The sequence below is a fragment of the Dactylosporangium sp. NPDC050588 genome, assembly GCF_040654975.1.
Classification (GTDB): Bacteria; Actinomycetota; Actinomycetes; order Mycobacteriales; family Micromonosporaceae; genus Dactylosporangium; species Dactylosporangium maewongense.
The window spans coordinates 11,086-27,554 of the sequence record NZ_JBFAJA010000022.1; the positions used below are offsets into that span (position 1 = coordinate 11,086).

The 16,469-nt window shown below is 73.9% G+C and carries 12 protein-coding genes; 2 read left to right on the plus strand and 10 right to left on the minus strand.

Going from position 1 to position 16,469, the window contains the following annotated elements:
• Window positions 1-100 precede the first annotated feature (100 nt).
• Entirely contained in the window at window positions 101-2,866 is a 2,766-nt protein-coding gene (locus tag AB0I21_RS17135) for a hypothetical protein (protein ID WP_360562082.1), read from the plus strand.
• Window positions 2,867-3,149: 283 nt separating this feature from the next.
• Here the strand turns inward: AB0I21_RS17135 and AB0I21_RS17140 are convergent, their stop codons facing one another.
• Both AB0I21_RS17140 and AB0I21_RS17145 read right to left on the minus strand, forming a co-directional pair.
• On the minus strand, window positions 3,150-6,080 hold the full coding sequence (locus AB0I21_RS17140) for a glycosyl hydrolase (RefSeq protein ID WP_360562084.1): 2,931 nt from the start codon (window positions 6,078-6,080) through the stop codon (window positions 3,150-3,152).
• Window positions 6,081-6,205: 125 nt separating this feature from the next.
• A complete protein-coding gene (locus AB0I21_RS17145) occupies window positions 6,206-6,778 on the minus strand; it encodes a WHG domain-containing protein (protein WP_360562086.1) in 573 nt (190 codons plus the stop codon).
• Between the two features lie 55 nt (window positions 6,779-6,833).
• On the opposite strand from AB0I21_RS17145, the gene AB0I21_RS17150 reads away from it, so the two are divergent.
• Entirely contained in the window at window positions 6,834-7,325 is a 492-nt protein-coding gene (locus tag AB0I21_RS17150; protein WP_344504285.1) for an FBP domain-containing protein, read from the plus strand.
• Between the two features lie 109 nt (window positions 7,326-7,434).
• Here the strand turns inward: AB0I21_RS17150 and AB0I21_RS17155 are convergent, their stop codons facing one another.
• Genes AB0I21_RS17155 through AB0I21_RS17190 form a run of 8 tightly spaced genes read right to left on the minus strand, consistent with a single transcriptional unit; the run spans window position 7,435 to window position 16,422 of the window.
• Window positions 7,435-7,560, minus strand: coding sequence for a hypothetical protein (locus AB0I21_RS17155; RefSeq protein WP_360562089.1), 126 nt, complete (start codon window positions 7,558-7,560; stop codon window positions 7,435-7,437).
• Window positions 7,561-7,591: 31 nt separating this feature from the next.
• Window positions 7,592-8,776 carry a hypothetical protein gene (locus AB0I21_RS17160; RefSeq protein WP_360562091.1) on the minus strand — a complete coding sequence of 395 codons (1,185 nt, stop codon included), beginning with the start codon at window positions 8,774-8,776 and terminating at the stop codon, window positions 7,592-7,594.
• The gene (locus AB0I21_RS17165) at window positions 8,773-9,294 is read right to left on the minus strand and encodes a SigE family RNA polymerase sigma factor (protein WP_360562093.1); all 522 of its coding nucleotides are present in this window, start codon (window positions 9,292-9,294) and stop codon (window positions 8,773-8,775) included. The genes AB0I21_RS17160 and AB0I21_RS17165 overlap by 4 nt, the downstream gene beginning before the upstream one ends.
• A 52-nt stretch (window positions 9,295-9,346) precedes the next feature.
• Window positions 9,347-11,278 (minus strand): response regulator, encoded by a 1,932-nt coding sequence (locus AB0I21_RS17170; protein ID WP_360562095.1) that lies wholly within the window; start codon window positions 11,276-11,278, stop codon window positions 9,347-9,349.
• Window positions 11,260-12,303, minus strand: a complete 1,044-nt coding sequence (cheB, locus tag AB0I21_RS17175; RefSeq protein WP_360562097.1) for a chemotaxis-specific protein-glutamate methyltransferase CheB — start codon at window positions 12,301-12,303, stop codon at window positions 11,260-11,262. The genes AB0I21_RS17170 and cheB overlap by 19 nt, the downstream gene beginning before the upstream one ends.
• Window positions 12,300-14,375 (minus strand): response regulator, encoded by a 2,076-nt coding sequence (locus tag AB0I21_RS17180; RefSeq protein WP_360562099.1) that lies wholly within the window; start codon window positions 14,373-14,375, stop codon window positions 12,300-12,302. Before AB0I21_RS17180 ends, cheB begins: the two co-directional genes overlap by 4 nt.
• A gap of 17 nt (window positions 14,376-14,392) precedes the next feature.
• Window positions 14,393-15,868 carry a methyl-accepting chemotaxis protein gene (locus AB0I21_RS17185; RefSeq protein WP_360562101.1) on the minus strand — a complete coding sequence of 492 codons (1,476 nt, stop codon included), beginning with the start codon at window positions 15,866-15,868 and terminating at the stop codon, window positions 14,393-14,395.
• Window positions 15,865-16,422: a chemotaxis protein CheW gene (locus tag AB0I21_RS17190; protein WP_360562103.1), complete on the minus strand. Its 558-nt coding sequence runs from the start codon at window positions 16,420-16,422 to the stop codon at window positions 15,865-15,867. Before AB0I21_RS17190 ends, AB0I21_RS17185 begins: the two co-directional genes overlap by 4 nt.
• Window positions 16,423-16,469: the final 47 nt, after the last annotated feature.

Below are 16,469 nucleotides of genomic sequence, written 5' to 3' on the forward strand. Positions count from 1 at the left end.
ACGCTGGACGGCCGTGAAACATTCACCGGATGGTCGGATATTTCGATACTTCAGGTGAACCGCTCGCGTTGAACACGTGCGACCCTCGATGCTTACCGCCATGTCGAGCACTGGACCGGCAGCGGTCCTTGAAGCGGCGGAGCTCTGCTCTGTTGCCGGCGACCACGCCGATGCCGCCCACCTGCTGGCGGAGGCCCTGATCACGGGCCCCTCAGACCCCGATCTGCTGCGCGCGCTCGCCGCGGCGCAGTTCGCGATCGGCTGGGACGGCTGCGCGCTCGCCCTGCTCGCCGAGGCCCACCGGGTCGCCCCCGACGACGAGGCCGTGATCACCGACCGCACCATCGCCCTGCGCGACCACGGACGGTTCGTCCAGGCCCTCGCCGTGCTCGGCACCGCGCCCCGCCGGGCGCTGCGCGCGGAGACGTACGAGGCGATGAACCTGCCGGTGCTGGCGGTCGACACCCACCCGGCCGGTCTCCGCAGCCACTGGGAGCGCACCGGCGGCCTGCTGAAGTTCCGGCGGCGGCGGCGCGAGGAGGAGCGCGTCCTCGCCGGGCTCGTCGAGGCGGCCGGGCCGCCCGCCCGCGCCGCGGTGGACATGTGCGCGCTGCTGACCCGGATCGTGAACGGCACGGCACAGGACCGCGACGCGCTCGCCGCCTGCGGCGCCGCCACCGCGCACCTCGACGGCGGCCGGCGGGCCGAGGCCGCGGCCGCCCTCGCCGAGGCGCTGCGCCGCGACTCCACGCACCCGCTGCTGCTGCGCCGCGCCGCGCTGGTCGCCGAGCGGCTCGACCGGCCCGGGCCGGCGCTCGCGCTGTACCGCAGGCTCACCGTCGACCCCAGCCCGATCCAGGTGCTGGTCCGCCAGTGCACGCTGCTCATCAGGATGCGCCGGCTGCCGGAGGCGGTGCGGTTCGCCGACAGCCTGCCGGCCGAGACCGCGCGCGCCCGGGCGCTGCGGCGGGTCGTGGCGCGGGCATACCACGAGGCCGGGCTGCCGGCCGCCGCGTGCGGCGCCTTCGACGCGGAGGACCCGCACCGGCTCCTGTGGTGGCGGACCGGTGGCCCGCTGCCGGCCCTGCGGCGCCGGCTGCACCGCCGCGACGAGGAGGTCGTCGCGGCCTGGGCGCCGCTGTCCGTCGAGGAGGTGCTGGGCCCGCTGGCGAGCGTCCCCGCCGCGGAGCTCATGGACGCGGCCGCCCACGCCGCCGGCGTCCTGGACCGGGCCCAGCGGGCCGAGGCGCGGGCGGGTCAGCCGGCCGCGATCGACGTGCTCGCCACCGGCGGGCAGGATCCGCAGCTCGTCAAGGAGCTTGCGGTGCGGCTGTTCCTCGACGACCGCGAGGAGGAGACCCTCGCCCGCCTCGACGACGTCGTGGCGGCGGACCCCGACGACATCGACGTGGTCGACGGGCAGGTCGCCGCGCTCGCCTGGCTGGGCCGCCCGAGGACGGCGGTCGAGCTCCTGGAGGCGACGGCGCCGGCCGTCCGTGCCACGTTCCCCGTCCGGGAGCAGGAGTCGACGCTCTTCGAGCAGTACCGGCTGTGGGCCCTCGCGCTGGACGCGATCGGACCGGCGGCGACCGCACCACCGCGGCTGCGCGCCCGGCGCCGCGCGCTCTGGTGGCGCACCGGCGGTCCATTGTGGATGGTCCGGCGGCGCATGCGCGGCGGGGACCGGGCCGCCCTCGCCGCCTGGCGGACCGGCACCGTCCCGCTGCTGTCCACACTGGACGCCTCGGTCCCCGCGGCCGACCATGCCGCGCGGTCCATCCTCGACAGTTACGCCCTGGACGTCGAGACCGCCACGTTGCTGTGGAACCGGGTCAACATCGTGGCCCGGCTCACCGCCGGCTACCTGGCGACCGCGGCCGCGTTCCTCGTCCTCTCCTCGGCCGCGGACAGCAGGGTCGTCGGTGCTGTCGCCGCGGCGGCGGCGTACCTGATGCTGAACCGGATCCTGTTCCGCTTCACCCGGGCCGACGACCGCCGCGTCGTCCTCACCCGGGCGGTGCCGCTGATCGCCGGGTTCGCGCTGGCCGGGACGGTGCTGTACCGGGGCCACGACGGCTGGACGGCGGTCGCCGGTGCCACGCTCGGCGCCGTCGCGGCGATGGGCACCGTCCGGCTCGCCGTGGCGGCCGCGTGCCGGCTCGTCGCGGCGTGGGCGATGCGCCGGCACCGGCGGGGCACGCCGCGGGCCGTCGCGCTGGCGGAGACCCTCGCGATGCTCGGCGAGCTGCGGCAGCACGGGCGGCGCAACGACCTGCAATGGCGGCGGTTCTGGGTGGAGCGGCTGGAGCGGATCGCGTACGCCGTCGAGCACGACCTTCCGGCGTCGTTCGGGCTCGTCGACCCGGATACGCACCGGCAGCTCGCCGACGGCGGGCGGGGTGCGGCCAGGGCGGTGCGGCAGTTGAAGTTCCTCGTCGCCGCGCCCGCGTCCGCCGACGCGTGGCGGCGGGTCGAGGAGGTGCTGCGGCACAACGCCGGCGCCCTCGCCACCGGCGAGCTGGGCAGGCTGCGACGGGTCGCGCCGGCCGCGGTGACGGCACCGGTGCGGCGCAGCCGGCGGGCGGTCGCGGCGGAGGTCCTGCGGGTCGCGCTGTTCGCCGGGCTGCCGCTCGCGGCGGTCTACGCGGCGCAGCCGTGGCTCAGCTTCTCCGGGGCGGTGCACGACTGGGCGAAGGTGATCGGGTTGGCGTGGGCGCTGCTGTACGTCCTGCTGCACCTCGACCCGACGCTGCGGGAGAAGCTCGGCACGGTCCTGGCGGTGCTGGGCCAGGGTCAGGCGCCCGTCGAGGAGCGGCCCGAGGCGCTGGCACGTTTCCGTGATTCGGCGAGGTCAGCGGCTCCGTAGTGTTTGGTGCATCGCAAGGAACACTTCGCGAACCACCGACATACAAAGGGATCTGACAGCTCGACGCGCTGCGCGCCCAGCTGGACTCGGCGTTCGCCCAGGCGACCGTGGTCCAGGACGGCCCGGCCGGGATCGCCGCCTCCTGAACCACGGCAACAGCAACAGCAGCAACGACGGCAGCGACGACAACTGCAGATGCGTGAACCCCAGCAGCGGTGCCGGTCAGCCTGCAACATGGCGGGCCGGCACTGACTCGTGCCGGCCCGCCGCTTTCAGGAAGAACTCACACGGTGTACGGGATCCGCAGCGTCGACTGGTTGCCGTTGGCGGCGGAAGCGTCGATCCGGACCGTGGTCGCGGCGTTGCCGATCGCGTTCCAGACCTCCATGCGGACACAGCCGTTGCTCATCGCGCCGAGGCTGCCGGAGGAGGACGCCAGGCCCACCGCCTGCGTGTACGTCTCCGTCCCCGGCACCGGGTCGGTGGCGAAGTAGCGGTACGTCTCCACCCGCTCGTAGCTGCCGTTGTTGGTGAGGTCGTACGACACCCGGACCTGGATGCCCTGCCCGACGGTGTTCCCGGCGTCGACGTACAGCGTGAACGCGGTCGCCTGGCCGTTCGTGCTGCCGGTGATGCCGCACTTGGTGTAGGTCACCGGGTTGTGCGGCGTGCCGTCGTAGTTGCCGTTGGCGGCGCTGACCGTCTGGGTGCCCGCGGCGGTCCCGGCGGTCGTGTTGAGCGCCGGCCCGCTGCGCAGGTAGAACAGGTTCGACCCGACCGGCGGCTGGGACGACGGCGGCTGCGAGGAGGGCGGCTGGGACGACGGCGGGTTGGACGTCGGCGGCTGCGACGTCGGCGGGTTGCTGGTCCCGCCGCCGCCGACCCACGTGAACGCACCGGTCGTGGCGGTCTTGCCGGCGGGCACGGTCAGCGTCCGGCCGTCGGAGAACGTCACGGTGAGCGGCGAGCCGGTCAGGTTCGACGCCACGTAGGTCTTCGCGCCGTTCTTGGTGAACACCGCGTAGAGCGGCGTGTTGGCGGTGACCGACGTGTCGACCTGGCCGAGCGCGGCGAGGTTGCGCAGCCAGTGGAACGTGTGCGCCTTGCTCTCGCCCTCCTCCGGGGTGTAGCCGGAGTTGGCCCGGAAGTTCGCCAGCGCGGTGTCGCCGTTGCCGAGGGCCTGGAAGGACCACAGCACGTCCTGCCAGACGGTCGGCGGGCCGCCGTTGTTGGTGACCATCTCGTTCCAGTTGACGCTGTTGTAGGCCGGCTTGTAGCCCATGTACAGCGAGCCGCCGGTGATGGGCAGCATGTTGATGCCCTGGATCATCTCCGGCTCGGCGGAGAACCAGGTGGCGTACGCGCCGCCGTCGCCCCAGACCATGCCGACGGTGTTGTGCGCGAACGTCGACGGGAAGTTCTGGTTGGACGAGTCGAACCAGTACTCCTGGATCGCCTGCGCCTGGGTCGTGTAGATGTACAGGCCGGCGTCGCGGACGGCGGTGTTGCCGGTCGCCTGGCCCCACTGGATGAGGGCGTTGGCGAAGTTCATGCCCTCCGAGGACGACTCCTGGTTGTTGCCGGCGCCGAACGCACCGTGCCCGGAGGCCCAGTCGTGGCCCGCGTAGATGTCGAAGTCCCGCAGGAACGGGAACATCGTGTCGTTGCGGTCGGGGTTGTTGGCGTCCCGGATGAGCAGGTTGACCATGCTGCCGTAGGCGTTGCTCGCCGCCCACGCCGGGTCGAACTTCGCCAGGGTCGCGGCCGCGGCGATGTAGTAGCCGTAGTGGAAGTGGTGGTCGTTGAGCTCGCTGTCGGAGCCGTACGACGCGGGGTAGCCGATCAGCGTGCCCCAGTTGGCGTCGTAGACGAACAGCCGGGTCGCCTCGCCGGGGCTGGCGGTGAACCAGTTGGTGAGGCGGGTGCGGATCGCGCTGAGCAGTGCGTCGCGCTGGGCGGTGCGGCCGAGCTGGTCGGCGATCTCGGCGAGGCGGGCGGCGCGGCCGACGCCCTTGCCGGTCCAGTAGGTGTCGTCGCCGAAGCCGGCCAGGGGGTCGCCGGAGGCGGCCTGGTCGAGGTAGCCGCCGAGCGTGGCCAGGTCGGCCCCGCTGCTGTCGGCGACCGCGGGGATCTCGGGCAGGACACCCTGGTACTTCGTGCCGGTGGTGAACGACGAGACGCCGGTGAGCGTCTTCATCGGGCCGCGCGCCGAGACGTAGGTCTGCGCGATGGGCGTGGCGCCGGTGAGGTTCTTCCACTGGTGCGGGTAGAGCGACACGACGGTGCCGCTGCCGCTGCCCTCGCGGGCGGTGGTGGTGAACGCGTAGGTCGCGTTGACCGTGCTCGTGCCGGCGTTGTACGCCCAGCTGACCCGCGTGCCGGTCACGTGGTTGTGCGCGTAGGTGCCGTACGTGTTGGCAAGCGCCGTCCGGTCGGCCGCCGGGGTGGACGTGGTCGTCGGCAGCAGCGCCACCGAGTAGTAGTCCTTGCCGGCGAGGGTCGAGGTGATGGTGCTGCCGCTGACGGTCCAGGTGGCCCCGGTCGGCGCGTAGGCGACGAAGTCGTGGCCGCGGACGGTGAAGCCGATCCGGGCGCCGCTGTTGCTCCACACGGCGGGCGGGCCGCCGAAGGTCAGCTGGGCGCTGCCGCCGCTGGTGCGGGCGTAGACGAAGGGCAAACCGTGGCCGATCGTGGCGCGCAGGGTGCGGGCGCCGTCGGACCAGTAGGGCGTCACCGTCCAGTCGGTCCAGCCGTCGACCTTGGTGTCCGGGGAGTTGAGGCCGGCCACGCCGAGGGTGAAGTCGGTCGTGTACGGGTAGTGGTACTCCCCGACGCCGGTGGCGGTGCCGGAGATCGCGGCGTCGGTGGTGTAGCTGACGCCGAGCCCGTTGTTGGCGGGCTTGAAGGCCATCGGGTGCGCGTTGAGCGGCTCGGAGTAGCTGCAGTTGAACTTCTTGAACAGCAGCGACGACCACCAGTCGTTGGTGGGGACGGCGCCGGCTGGGGCGTTGGCGGTGACCCACTGGCGCGGGTTGGTGCCGATCGAGCCGCAGCCGGCGGGCGGTGCCTGACCGGCGGGGCGGGTGGTGGCGTAGCTGCCGGAGCCGAGCGTGTCGGCGGCGGCGCTCTGCAGGGCGACGAAGGTGACGGCGGAGGCGACGAGCGCGAGTGCGGCGGCGCCGGTGAACAAGGGTCGGCCTCGGGTAAGGCGCATCGGGTGGGACTCCGATCAGAAGTGGGCGGCTTCCTGGGGTCCCTGGTGATTTTGGGCAATCGATCTGACCAATGTCAATGGTCAACTTCTGAGAGCGCTCTCAAACAGCGCCTTGAGCTGCTCATTCATTCTGAGAGCGCTTCCCGCCAGTGGATCAGCAGGACGTGCAGCGCGGCGACGGTGCGGCGCCAGGACGCGTCGACGTCGCGCGGGTCGTTGAAGCCGCCGCGGGCCTCCAGGTCGACGAAGCCGTGCAGGGTGCTGCGCAGCAGGCGCACGGCGTCGGTGGCGTCGGGCTCCTCCAGGCCGTAGCCGCGCAGCATCCCGTAGGTCAGCTCGATCCCCTTCCGCGCGGCCGAGACGTCCGCCGCCGGGTCGACCGGCGCCTGCAGCGCCGCGTAGCGACCCGGGTGGGCGCGGGCGTAGCCGCGGTAGGCGTCGGCGAACGCGACGAGCGCGTCCCGGCCGGACCTGCCGGCGACCGCCGGGCCGAGCAGGTCGGCGAACTCCGCCGCGGCCAGGAGCGCCACCCGCGAGCGCAGGTCCCGCAGCCCGCGCACGTGCGAGTAGAGGCTGGCGTCCTTGACCCCGAAGTGCCGCGCGACCGCCGACACGGTCACGCCGTCGAGCCCGGCCTCGTCGGCGAGGTCCGCGGCGGCCCGGGTCACGAGGTCGGTGGTGAGCCCTGCGCGTCTCATCCTAGCCACAATAGTCAGTTGCCTAGGGTCATTAGGCGTCGGTACCGTCGGCTGCGTGAGACCACTGACCGAGACCGACATCCGCGCGTCGTTCGTCAACTGCTCCAAGGGCGAGGCGAAACGCATCGCACTCCCCCGAGACCTGGCCGACCGGCCCTGGCCCGACCTCGACTTCCTCGGCTGGCGCGACCCGGGCGCGCTGGACCGTGCCTACCTGGTCGCGCCGGGCGGCGGCGACGCCCTCGTCGGCGTCACGCTGCGCATCGCGGCCCAGCAGCGCGGCTTCCTGCACCGCAACATGTGCTCGCTGTGCCTGACCACCCACCCGGGCAACGGGGTGTCGCTGATGACCGGCCGCCGCGCGGGCGAGGCGGGCCGCAAGGGCGACTCGGTCGGCTCGTACATCTGCAGCGACCTGGCCTGCTCGCTCTACGTGCGCGGGCTGCGCACCCCGGACGCCGGCGGGCCGAGAGAGACGCTCTCGGTGGACGAGAAGGTCGAGCGGACCCGCGGCAAGCTCGACGCCTTCCTCGCCCGCATCCTCTAGAACCAGCCCTGCCGTTTGGCCCAGCCGAGCAGGGTGCCGGACATGACGACCATGATGACGAGGACCGCGATCAGGTGTGGCCACCGCGTGTGGTCGCTGACGATGAGGTTCATGCCGAGCGCCGACGGCAGTCCACCCACAGCAGCCCGTCGCCGCTGTCGTCGGCGGCGAGCGCCGGCAGCTCCTCGACGGCGTGGGTGTGCACCGTGCCTGACCGGATGACCCGGATATCCATGCGGGCACGATCGCACACCCCGCCGGCGCCGTCACCGGCCGTCGTAGGCGGCGACGACCGCCCCCTGCGCGTCGGTGGCGACGCCGTTGACCTTCCACCCGTCCCCCGCCGGGACCCCGTCGACCCACGCGACGCGCAGCTGCGGGTGGGCGCTCCAGCGCGCGGAGCCGCGGCCCGTCGCCCCGGGCGCGCCCAGGGTCACCGCCGCGGCCGGGCCGACGTAGACGGCCACGACGACCTTGGTGCCGCCGGCCTCGTCGAACTCGTGGCGGCCGCCGTAGAAGCCGATGTCGAACGGCGGGCGGGCGAAGCGGCCGAGGCCGCGCACCTCGGTGGGGGCGCCGGTGCCGTGGTCGCTGCCGGCGACGAGGCCGGCGCCGCGCGCGTCGCCGCTGAACCACAGCACGAGCCGGCCGCCGTCGGCGAGCGTCACACCGGTCCGCATGAGGTCACCGATCTGGACGGAGGTGTCGGCGATGACGACCTCGCCGTCGCTGCGCTGGACCTGGCCGCCGGTGGCGACGACGGTCCCGGCGGCGTCGCGGGCGGTGAACCCGAGATCCGGTGAGGGCCCGCCGACCGCGCCGGTCGGCTGGACCGCGACCCCGGCGCGCCGGACCCAGAAGATCGTCGCGTCCGGCATCCCGGGCAGCCCGGCGGTGCTCGCCTGCGCGCGCTGCCCGTCCGCGGTGAGCTCGACCCGGAGGTCGGCGCCGCGGACCACGCCGTAGTCGACGATGCCGCCGTGCCGGTCGTCGAGCTCCAGGATCGTGGAGAACCCGCCGTCCCGCGGCACGGTGATGCCGCCGCCGAGCCTGCGGTACGTCCCCTTGGCCGGGTCGTGCAGCGCCGAGTACAGGCCGTTCATGTCGTCGCCGCTGTAGCGCAGGACGAGCTCCTCGCCGGTGCCGTAGGCGACGCCGGTGCGCACCACCGGCCCGGTGCCCCGCAGCTCGGTGTCGCCGGCGAGCTGCGTCGGTGCCGCCGCGGCGGCGCTCAGCGAGGGCGCGGGCAGCGGGGCGGGTCCGGCCGGCGCGCCCGCCAGGGCGGTCATCGTCGCGGCGACGGACACCAGTACAGCGGCCGCGAACGTGAACAGTCCGGTGAAGCGGCGCCGGCGGGCCCGCTGCCGGACCTGGGCGAACGTCACCCGGGGCGCGAGGTCGGCGGTCTCGTCGCGCATCGCCCGGCGGAGCTCCTCGATGCTGCGCATCACCGCGCCTCCTTCATCTCGTACGTCGTCTCGTCTGCCGCGATCCGCAGCTTGCGCAGTGCCCGCGCGTTGGTGCTCTTGACGGTGCCGAGGGCCACGCCGAGCTCGTCGGCGGTCTGCTGCTCGGTGAGGTCCAGGTAGTAGCGGCAGACGATCACCGCCCGCTCCCGCCGCGACAGCGTCTGCAGGGCCCGGGCCACGCCGTCCCTGACGACCACCCCGTCGGCCGGGTCCTGTTCCGCGCGGCGGGGCTCCGGCACGTCCGGCGTCGGCCGCTCCCGCAGCAACCGCCTCCGCCACCAGTCGTTGTGCAGGTTCACCAGGATCCGGCGGGCGTAGCCGTAGGCGTCGTCGCCGGCGACGCGGGACCAGGCGGTGTACGTGCGCACGAGGGCCTGCTGGGTCAGCTCCTCCGCCTGCGCGGCGCCCCCGGCGAGCAGGAACGCGACCCGGTACAGCCGGGCCGCGCTGGCATGCATGAAGCTGACGAACCGGTCGTCGTCGTTCTCGGGCCGCTGCATGCACTCAATACTCGGCAGCCGCCCGGAAGGTTCTGCGGCGACGCCAGGTAGCTCAGGCGTCGGGGAGCGTGAAGGAGAACGTCGCGCCGCGGCCCGGCTCGCTCTGCGCCCAGACCCGGCCGCCGTGGCGGTCGACGATGCGCTGGACGGTGGTCAGGCCGATGCCGGTGCCGGGGAAGTCGCTGCTGTCGTGCAGCCGGCCGAAGGGGCGGAAGAGCTGGTCGGCGCGTTCGGCGGGGAAGCCGGCGCCGTTGTCGCGGACGTGGAACGCCGGCGGCGAGCAGCCGATCTCGATCCGCGGGGACGCGGTGCGGCCGGTGAACTTCCACGCGTTGCCGACCAGGTTGATCAGGACGGCGCGGACCAGCTCGCCGTCGCAGGAGGCCCGCATCCCGGGCGCGACGGTCACCTCCACCTCCCGGTCCGGGTCGCGCTGGCGCAGCTCGTCCACGACGTCGGTGGCGAGCGCGGTCAGGTCGACCTCGGCGCGCTGGATCTGGCCGCGGTTGGCGGAGGCGAGCTGCAGCAGCGCGTCGATGAGCGCGTTCATCCGCTGGGCCGCCCGGTGGATGCGCAGGGCGAGGTCGGTGGGCTCCCCGCCGGTCTGCTCCTCCAGCAGCAGCTCGCTGAAGCTGATGATCGTCTGCAGCGGCGAGCGCAGGTCGTGCGAGACGGAGCCGCTGAAGGCCTCCAGCTCCCGGTTGCGCCACTCGAGCTCCTCGACGAGCTCGGCGCGGGCCTCCGCGACCTGCCGGGCGGCCCGCTCGTGCGCCGCCTCCAGCTCCCGGCGCACCAGCTCGTCGCGGATCCGCCGGTTCTGCTCGTGCAGCTGCTGCCGGCGGATGTGCGCGCGGATGTGGGCGCGCAGCGTGTTGGGGCCGTCGGCGCGGCGCACGTAGTCGTCGGCGCCGGCGGCGAGGCAGTCCAGCAGCGCGTCGCCGGCGCCCAGGCCGATGACCGGCATGTCACGCAGCCCCGGCACCGACCGGATCCGGGTGCACAGCTCCAGGCCCGCGGTCGTGGCGCCCGGCCCGTCGACCGCCAGGACCACGCACCCGGCCGGTTGCACGGCGAGCATGGCGAGGGCGTCGTCGGCGTCGGGCGCGGCGACCGGCTCGTAGCCCTCCTCCCGCAGCAGGTCCGCGGCGTGGTCCAGGAACCCGCGGTCGGGGTCGACGAGCAGCACCTTGACCTGGCCGTTGAACGGGCTGTCCGGCGGCAACGGGGTGACGGTGCTCTTGCGCAGCACGGCGGCGAGCTTGGCGAGGACCACCGCCAGGCTCTCCTGCTTGCGCACGAACGCGTCCGCGCCGGCGTCGAGGATCTGCAGCTCGGTCGCGTAGTCGTCGGCGGCGGTCAGCAGCAGGCACGGCACGTTGCGCAGCGTCGCGTCGAGCCGGACCCGGCGGATGACGGTCGCGCCGTCGATCCCGGGCAGCACCCCGTCGACGATGATCGCGCTCGGCGGGCTGGCCGCCGCGACCCGCAGCCCCTCCTCGCCGCTGGCGGCGGCGAGGACCTCGTAGCCTGCGCCGGCGAGCAGGTGCCGCAGCTCCTCGCGGAACGTGAGGCTGTCGTCGATGACCAGCACCGACGGCTGGGCGGGTGGCTCGGCGCCGCGCCGCAGCAGCTCCCGGCTGCGGGCCACGACCGCGTGCGCGTCGTAGGGCTTGCCGACGTAGTCGTCGGCGCCGTGGCGCAGGCCCCGGAGGCGGTCGCTGACCTCCGCCTCGCTGGACAGCAGCAGCGCCACCACCCCGGCGTGGCCGGGATGGGCCCGCAGCGCCCGCAGCAGCTCGACCCCGTCGGCGTCCGGCAGCAGCACGTCGAAGAGCGCGACGTCGAACTGCTCGGCCTCGAACGCGGCGAGCGCGTCGGCACCGTTGGCGCACAGCACGGTGCGGAAGCCGCCCTCCTCGAACGCCTCATGGAGGTCCATCCGGACGGTCAGGCTGTCGTCGACGATCAGGACGGTGCTCGCCATCCGACCTTCTCCGTCAGCCCGGCCGCGATCAGGTCCGGCGGCAGGATCTCCACCGCGGCGTGCAGCGCCGCGGCCTCCTTCGGCATGCCGTAGACGACGCAGCTGCCCTGGTCCTGCGCGTAGGTGTGCGCGCCGGAGCGGCGCATCGCGAGCAGGCCTTCGGCGCCGTCGCGGCCCATGCCGGTGAGCAGCACGCCGGTGGCGCCCGCGCCGACCTCGGCGGCGACGGACTCGAAGAGCACGTCGACGGACGGGCGGCACGAGTGCCGGGGCGGCCCCGAGTTCAGGTGCAGGTGCCCGCCGCGGACGGTCAGGTGCCGGTCCGGCGGCGCCATCACGACCTGCCCGGCGACGGACTCGAGGCTCTCCCCGCCGCGGGCGTACCGCACGACGTGGCCGGTCTGCTCGGCGAGCCACCCGGTAAAGGCCTGCGCGAACGTCTCGTTGGTGGCGAGGTGCTGCACGTACAGCAGCGGCACCGAGAAGCCCCTCGGGATGCCGCGCAGCAACGTGACGATGGCGCCGGGGCCGCCCGTCGAGGCGCCGACCGCGACGAGTCTCCTGGGCATCCGGGGTGTACGGATGGCCGCCTGCACGGGTGCGGCCGCTCCCGGGGGGCGGTGCCGCGTCACGACCCGGATGCGCGACACGACCTTGACCGCGGTGCGCAGCCGCGCGCCCCACGTGTCGTCGGAGGCGTCGCCGCGCGGCTTCTCCAGCACGTCGACCGCTCCCGCGGCGAGCGCGTCGTACGTGGTGAACAGCTCCTGCCGGGAGGCCGAGCACACCACGAGGATCGGCGTCGGCTGGCTCGCCATGATCCGCTCGGTGGCGGCGAGGCCGTTCATCACGGGCAGGACCACGTCCATCGTGATGACGTCGGGCCGCAGCCGCCGGCACAGCTCGACGGCCTGCGCGCCGTCGACGGCCTCCCCGACGACGTCGAAGCCGTGCCGCTCGGTGAGCGCCTCGCGCAGGCACTGCCGCACCGTCGCGGAGTCCTCGACCACCAGTACCTTGATCACGGGTTCCCCACCAGGTCGCGGATGTGGCCGAGCAGCTCCTCCTGGTTGAACTCCGACTTCACCATGTACGCGCTGGCGCCGGCCTCGGCGCCGCGGCGGCGGTCCTCCGCGGACGCGCGCGAGCTGACGAGGATCGCGGGCGTCTCGCGCAGCACCGGGTCCTCGCGGGTCAGGGCAACGAACGTGAACCCGTCCATGCCCGGCATGTCGATGTCGACGAGGAACAGGGCGTACCGCCGCAGCTTGACGCGCTCGAGGGCCTCCTCGGCGGAGGCTGCGAGCTCGACCTCGTAGCCCGCCGACTCGAGGATGCTGCGCTCCAGCATCCTGGTGGTGAGGGAGTCGTCGACGACGAGGACCGGGTCGGTGCGCCCGGCGGCGCCGGCCTCCCGGGTGAGCGGGTCGGCGGGCTTCTCGCCGTCGGCGGCGGCGACGAGGCCGTGCGGGTCGAGCACGATCCGTGGGTTGCCCTCGGCGTCGATGGACAGGCCGTTGACGACCGCGCCGGCCGGCGCGAGCTCCGGCAGTGGCCGCACGACCAGCGCCGACGTGCCGAGCAGCCGGTCGACGCCCACCGCGAGGACCCGGCCGGCGGCGGCGATGATGACGCCGACCGCGCCGCCGTCGCCCTGCGGCTGCGCCGGTGGATCTCCGCCCGGGGTCAGCACGCGCGCGAGGGGCAGGAAGGCGATGACCTGCCCCTCGTGGGCCATCGCGCCGGCCGCCGCGGCGGCGGCGACCTCGACGGCGCTCAGCAGGACGCAGGTGCGCACCGCGTCCAGCGGCAGCGACGCGAGGGTCCCGGCCGCCTCGACGACGAGCCCCGACAGCGACACCAGCGACAGCGGCACGACCAGCTCCACGGTGGTGCCGCGGCCGGGCTCGGTGCTGACGTCGACCTCGCCGCCGAGCTGCTCGGCGACGTCACGGACGGCGTCGAGGCCGATGCCGCGCCCGGAGATGCCGGTGACCTCGCCGGCGGTGCTGATCCCGCCGTGCATGAGCAGCCGCATCAGCTCCCGCACGTCCTGCTCGGCCGTCCCGGAGCCGCCGGCCACGAAGCCCTGCGCCTCCGCCTGGCGCCGCACGGCGGCCAGGTCGAAGCCGCGGCCGTCGTCGGTGCAGCGGAACGCGGCGTTCGTGCCGCGGCGGCGGACCTCCACGGTCACGTGCCCGGCGGGCGGCTTGCCGGCGGTGCGCCGCTCCGCCTCGGTCTCCACCCCGTGCGACACGGCGTTGCGGACCACGTGCAGCAGCGCGCCGGACGCCAGGCTCAGCACGTGCGGGTCGAGCCGCAGGTCGCCGCCGCGGCTGTCGAAGACGACCTTCTTGCCCTCGGCGGCGGCGGCGTCGTACGCGGCCCGGTGCAGCGTGGTCAGCACCGCCGCGACCGGCACCAGGCGGAGCCCTTCGGCGCGGCCGCGGATGTCGTCGAGCTCGCGCTCCACCTGCTCGACGGTCTCCGTGAGCTGCCGGCCGAGCGCCGTCAGGTCGGCGGCCAGGCGGGTCGCCATGGCGCCCGTCCGGCCGTCGGCGCCGTCGTGCTGGGCGGCGCGGATCCGCAGCTGCTCCGTGATCGCCTCGGCGGCCCGGCGCGCCCGCTCGACGGTCGCGACCTGGCGGCGCAGCGGCGCGAACCGGGCATGGGCCTCGCCGACCGCGTCGAGCAGTTCATCGATGTCCGCGCTGTCACGGCGTACAGGAGCGGCTTGAGGCTCTGGCTTTTCTGGCTTTTCGGGCTTTTCTTCCTTCTTGTCCGGCTGTTGCAGAACGCCGGCCAGGACGGTCATCTGGTCGGTCAGGGTGAGCAGCGCGCCGACCGTCTCCGGCGGGACCGGCGCGGCGCCGTCGCGGTGCGGGACGAGCAGCTCCTCGAGGGCGTGCGCGGCGTCGGCGATCTCCTTCTGCCGCACCACCCGCGCCGCGCCCTTGAGCGTGTGCGCGTGCCGCAGCAGCCTGGCGACGGGCTCCCGGTCCGCGCTGTCGCGGGTGAGCTCCAGGACCCCCTGGGCGAGCTGCCCGACGAGCTCCTGCGCCTCGATCCGGAAGTACCGCAGCGGATCCTTGGCCACCGCGGGCGACGGGGCGCTCAATGCCGGTCGGCGCCCGCGGCGACCAGCCGCAGCAGCTCGGTGGAGAGCCCGGCGAGATGGGTCGCGGTCTGTCTGGTCTGCACGGCGCTGGACTCGCTCTCCTGGGTGACCCGGGCGGTGTCGGTGACCGCGACGTTGACCTGCTCGACCGCGGTCGTCTGCTGCTTGGTGGACAGCTCGATCTCCCGCGCCGACTCGGTCGTCGTCGCGACCAGGTCGGCGATCTGCTGGAACGACGCGGTGACCGCGCCGAACTGCCGGGTGCCGGCGTCGACGGCCTTCGCGCCGGTCTCGGTCGCCATGACCGTCGTGTTCACCGCGCCGCGGACGTCCTCGATGAGCGCGCGGATCTCCTTGGCGGAGCCGGCGGTGCGGTCGGCGAGCTTGCGGATCTCGTCGGCGACGACCGCGAACCGGCGGCCCCACTCCCCCGCCCCGGACGCCTCGATGGTCGCGTTGATGGCCAGGATGTTGGTCTGCTCGGCGAGCTCCGACACCAGGTCGACGACGCCGCCGATCTGCTGCGAGCGCTGCCCGAGCTCCAGCATGTGCTGCACGATCAGGTCGACCTGGCGGCGGATCGCGGTGATCGACTCGCGGGCCTGCTCGATGGTCGCGTCGCCGGAGTTGGCCGCGCCCGCGGTCTCCTCGGCGATCTTCGCGACCCGCTGCGAGCCCTCGGCGATCTGCCGCGACGTGATCAGCAGCTCCTCGATCGTCGTGTTGATCTCGCTCATCGCGGTCGCCTGCTCGCGGGCGCCGTTCGCCTGCTGGCTGGCGGCGGCCTCCAGCTGGGCCGAGGAGCTCTGGATGTGCCCGACCGTGCTGGCGACCTGCTTGCCCAGTGACCGGATCAGCAGCACCGCCACCAGCACGCCGAACACCAGCGCGAGCAGCGCGATGCCGATCACGACGAAGGTCGCCACCCGCGCCTTGCTCGACGCGCCGTCCCGCTGGTCCGTCAGGTCCTGGCGCAGCAGCCCGCCGAGCGCGTCGATGTGCTGGTTGAGCGCCTCGCGCTGCGGCGCCACCGTGTCGTCGAACTCCTTGCCGATCCGCTCTGCCGAGGCGGCGTCCCGCCGCAGCGCCAGCACCGCCTCCAGCGCCGCCTGGTGGTTCTGCTCGGCCTGGACGGAGGCGTCGAGCAGGTCCCGCTCGCGCTGCGAGTCCGTCACCTCGCGCAGCCGCTGGACCGCCTGGGCGAACAGTGCGCGGGCCTCGGTGATCTGGGTGCGGAACCGTTCGTCGCCGGTCAGCAGGTACCCGCGGGACGCGCTGCTCTTCGCCTCCACCGACACCCGCAGCTGCTGCGCCTCGACCAGGCCCTGCACGCCGATGTCGATGACGTGGTCCTTGCCGCCGACGACCGTGTCCAGCGCGGCGACCGTGACCGCGCCGGTGATCATCGTGAGCAGCACGACGACCGCGAAGCCCGCGGCGAGCCTGCGGCCGAACGTCCATCTCCGGTTCATCGTTCCCCGTCCCCCGCTGTCACCGCGTCCCGTGCGGCTCCCGTCAGTGTCTGGATCGCCGCCCGTACCGCCGGGACATCGACGATCGGCCGGGCGCCGCCGTCCATCGGCACGATCCCGCGCAGGCAGCCGCGCGGGCCGTGGCCCGCCGACTCCTCCACGATCAGGTCGCGCGGGACGCGCAGGTGGCCGTCGAGGTCCTCGAACGCGAGCGCCACCGGTGGCTCGCCGGCGACCAGGACCAGCCAGCGCCGGTCGGCGGTGGCCGGGTGGCCGAACACGCCCCCGAGGTCGTAGACCGGCACGATCGAGCCCCGGAAGCTGGCGACGCCGAGCAGTGACGGCTGGGGGCCGGGCAGGCGCGTCACCGGGCGGTCCGGGAAGAGGCCGGCGGCCTGGGTGAGGCGCAGCGCGTACCGGTGGCCGCCGACCCGGATCGCGAGGAGGTCGTCGAAGCCGGTGACCTGCTCGCGGTGCGGTTCGGTGAAGGAGCGGTCGAACGACTCGCGCAGCTCGGCGAGGCGCTGCGTCAGGTCGAGGGTCTTGGTCTTCATCGCGTGTCCCGCGGCGGTCGGCTTCGGTCCGCGGCCCGTTCCGCGGG

What these genes read in the sequence shown, in the direction of transcription:
- AB0I21_RS17170 (WP_360562095.1), bottom strand. Translation starts at nt 11,278, where the DNA reads ATGGCGAGCACCGTCCTGATCGTCGACGACAGCCTGACCGTCCGGATG.
- AB0I21_RS17165 (WP_360562093.1), bottom strand. Translation starts at nt 9,294, where the DNA reads ATGCAGCGGCCCGAGAACGACGACGACCGGTTCGTCAGCTTCATGCAT.
- AB0I21_RS17190 (WP_360562103.1), bottom strand. Translation starts at nt 16,422, where the DNA reads ATGAAGACCAAGACCCTCGACCTGACGCAGCGCCTCGCCGAGCTGCGC.
- AB0I21_RS17185 (WP_360562101.1), bottom strand. Translation starts at nt 15,868, where the DNA reads ATGAACCGGAGATGGACGTTCGGCCGCAGGCTCGCCGCGGGCTTCGCG.
- AB0I21_RS17145 (WP_360562086.1), bottom strand. Translation starts at nt 6,778, where the DNA reads ATGAGACGCGCAGGGCTCACCACCGACCTCGTGACCCGGGCCGCCGCG.
- AB0I21_RS17135 (WP_360562082.1), top strand. Translation starts at nt 101, where the DNA reads ATGTCGAGCACTGGACCGGCAGCGGTCCTTGAAGCGGCGGAGCTCTGC.
- AB0I21_RS17155 (WP_360562089.1), bottom strand. Translation starts at nt 7,560, where the DNA reads ATGGATATCCGGGTCATCCGGTCAGGCACGGTGCACACCCACGCCGTC.
- AB0I21_RS17140 (WP_360562084.1), bottom strand. Translation starts at nt 6,080, where the DNA reads ATGCGCCTTACCCGAGGCCGACCCTTGTTCACCGGCGCCGCCGCACTC.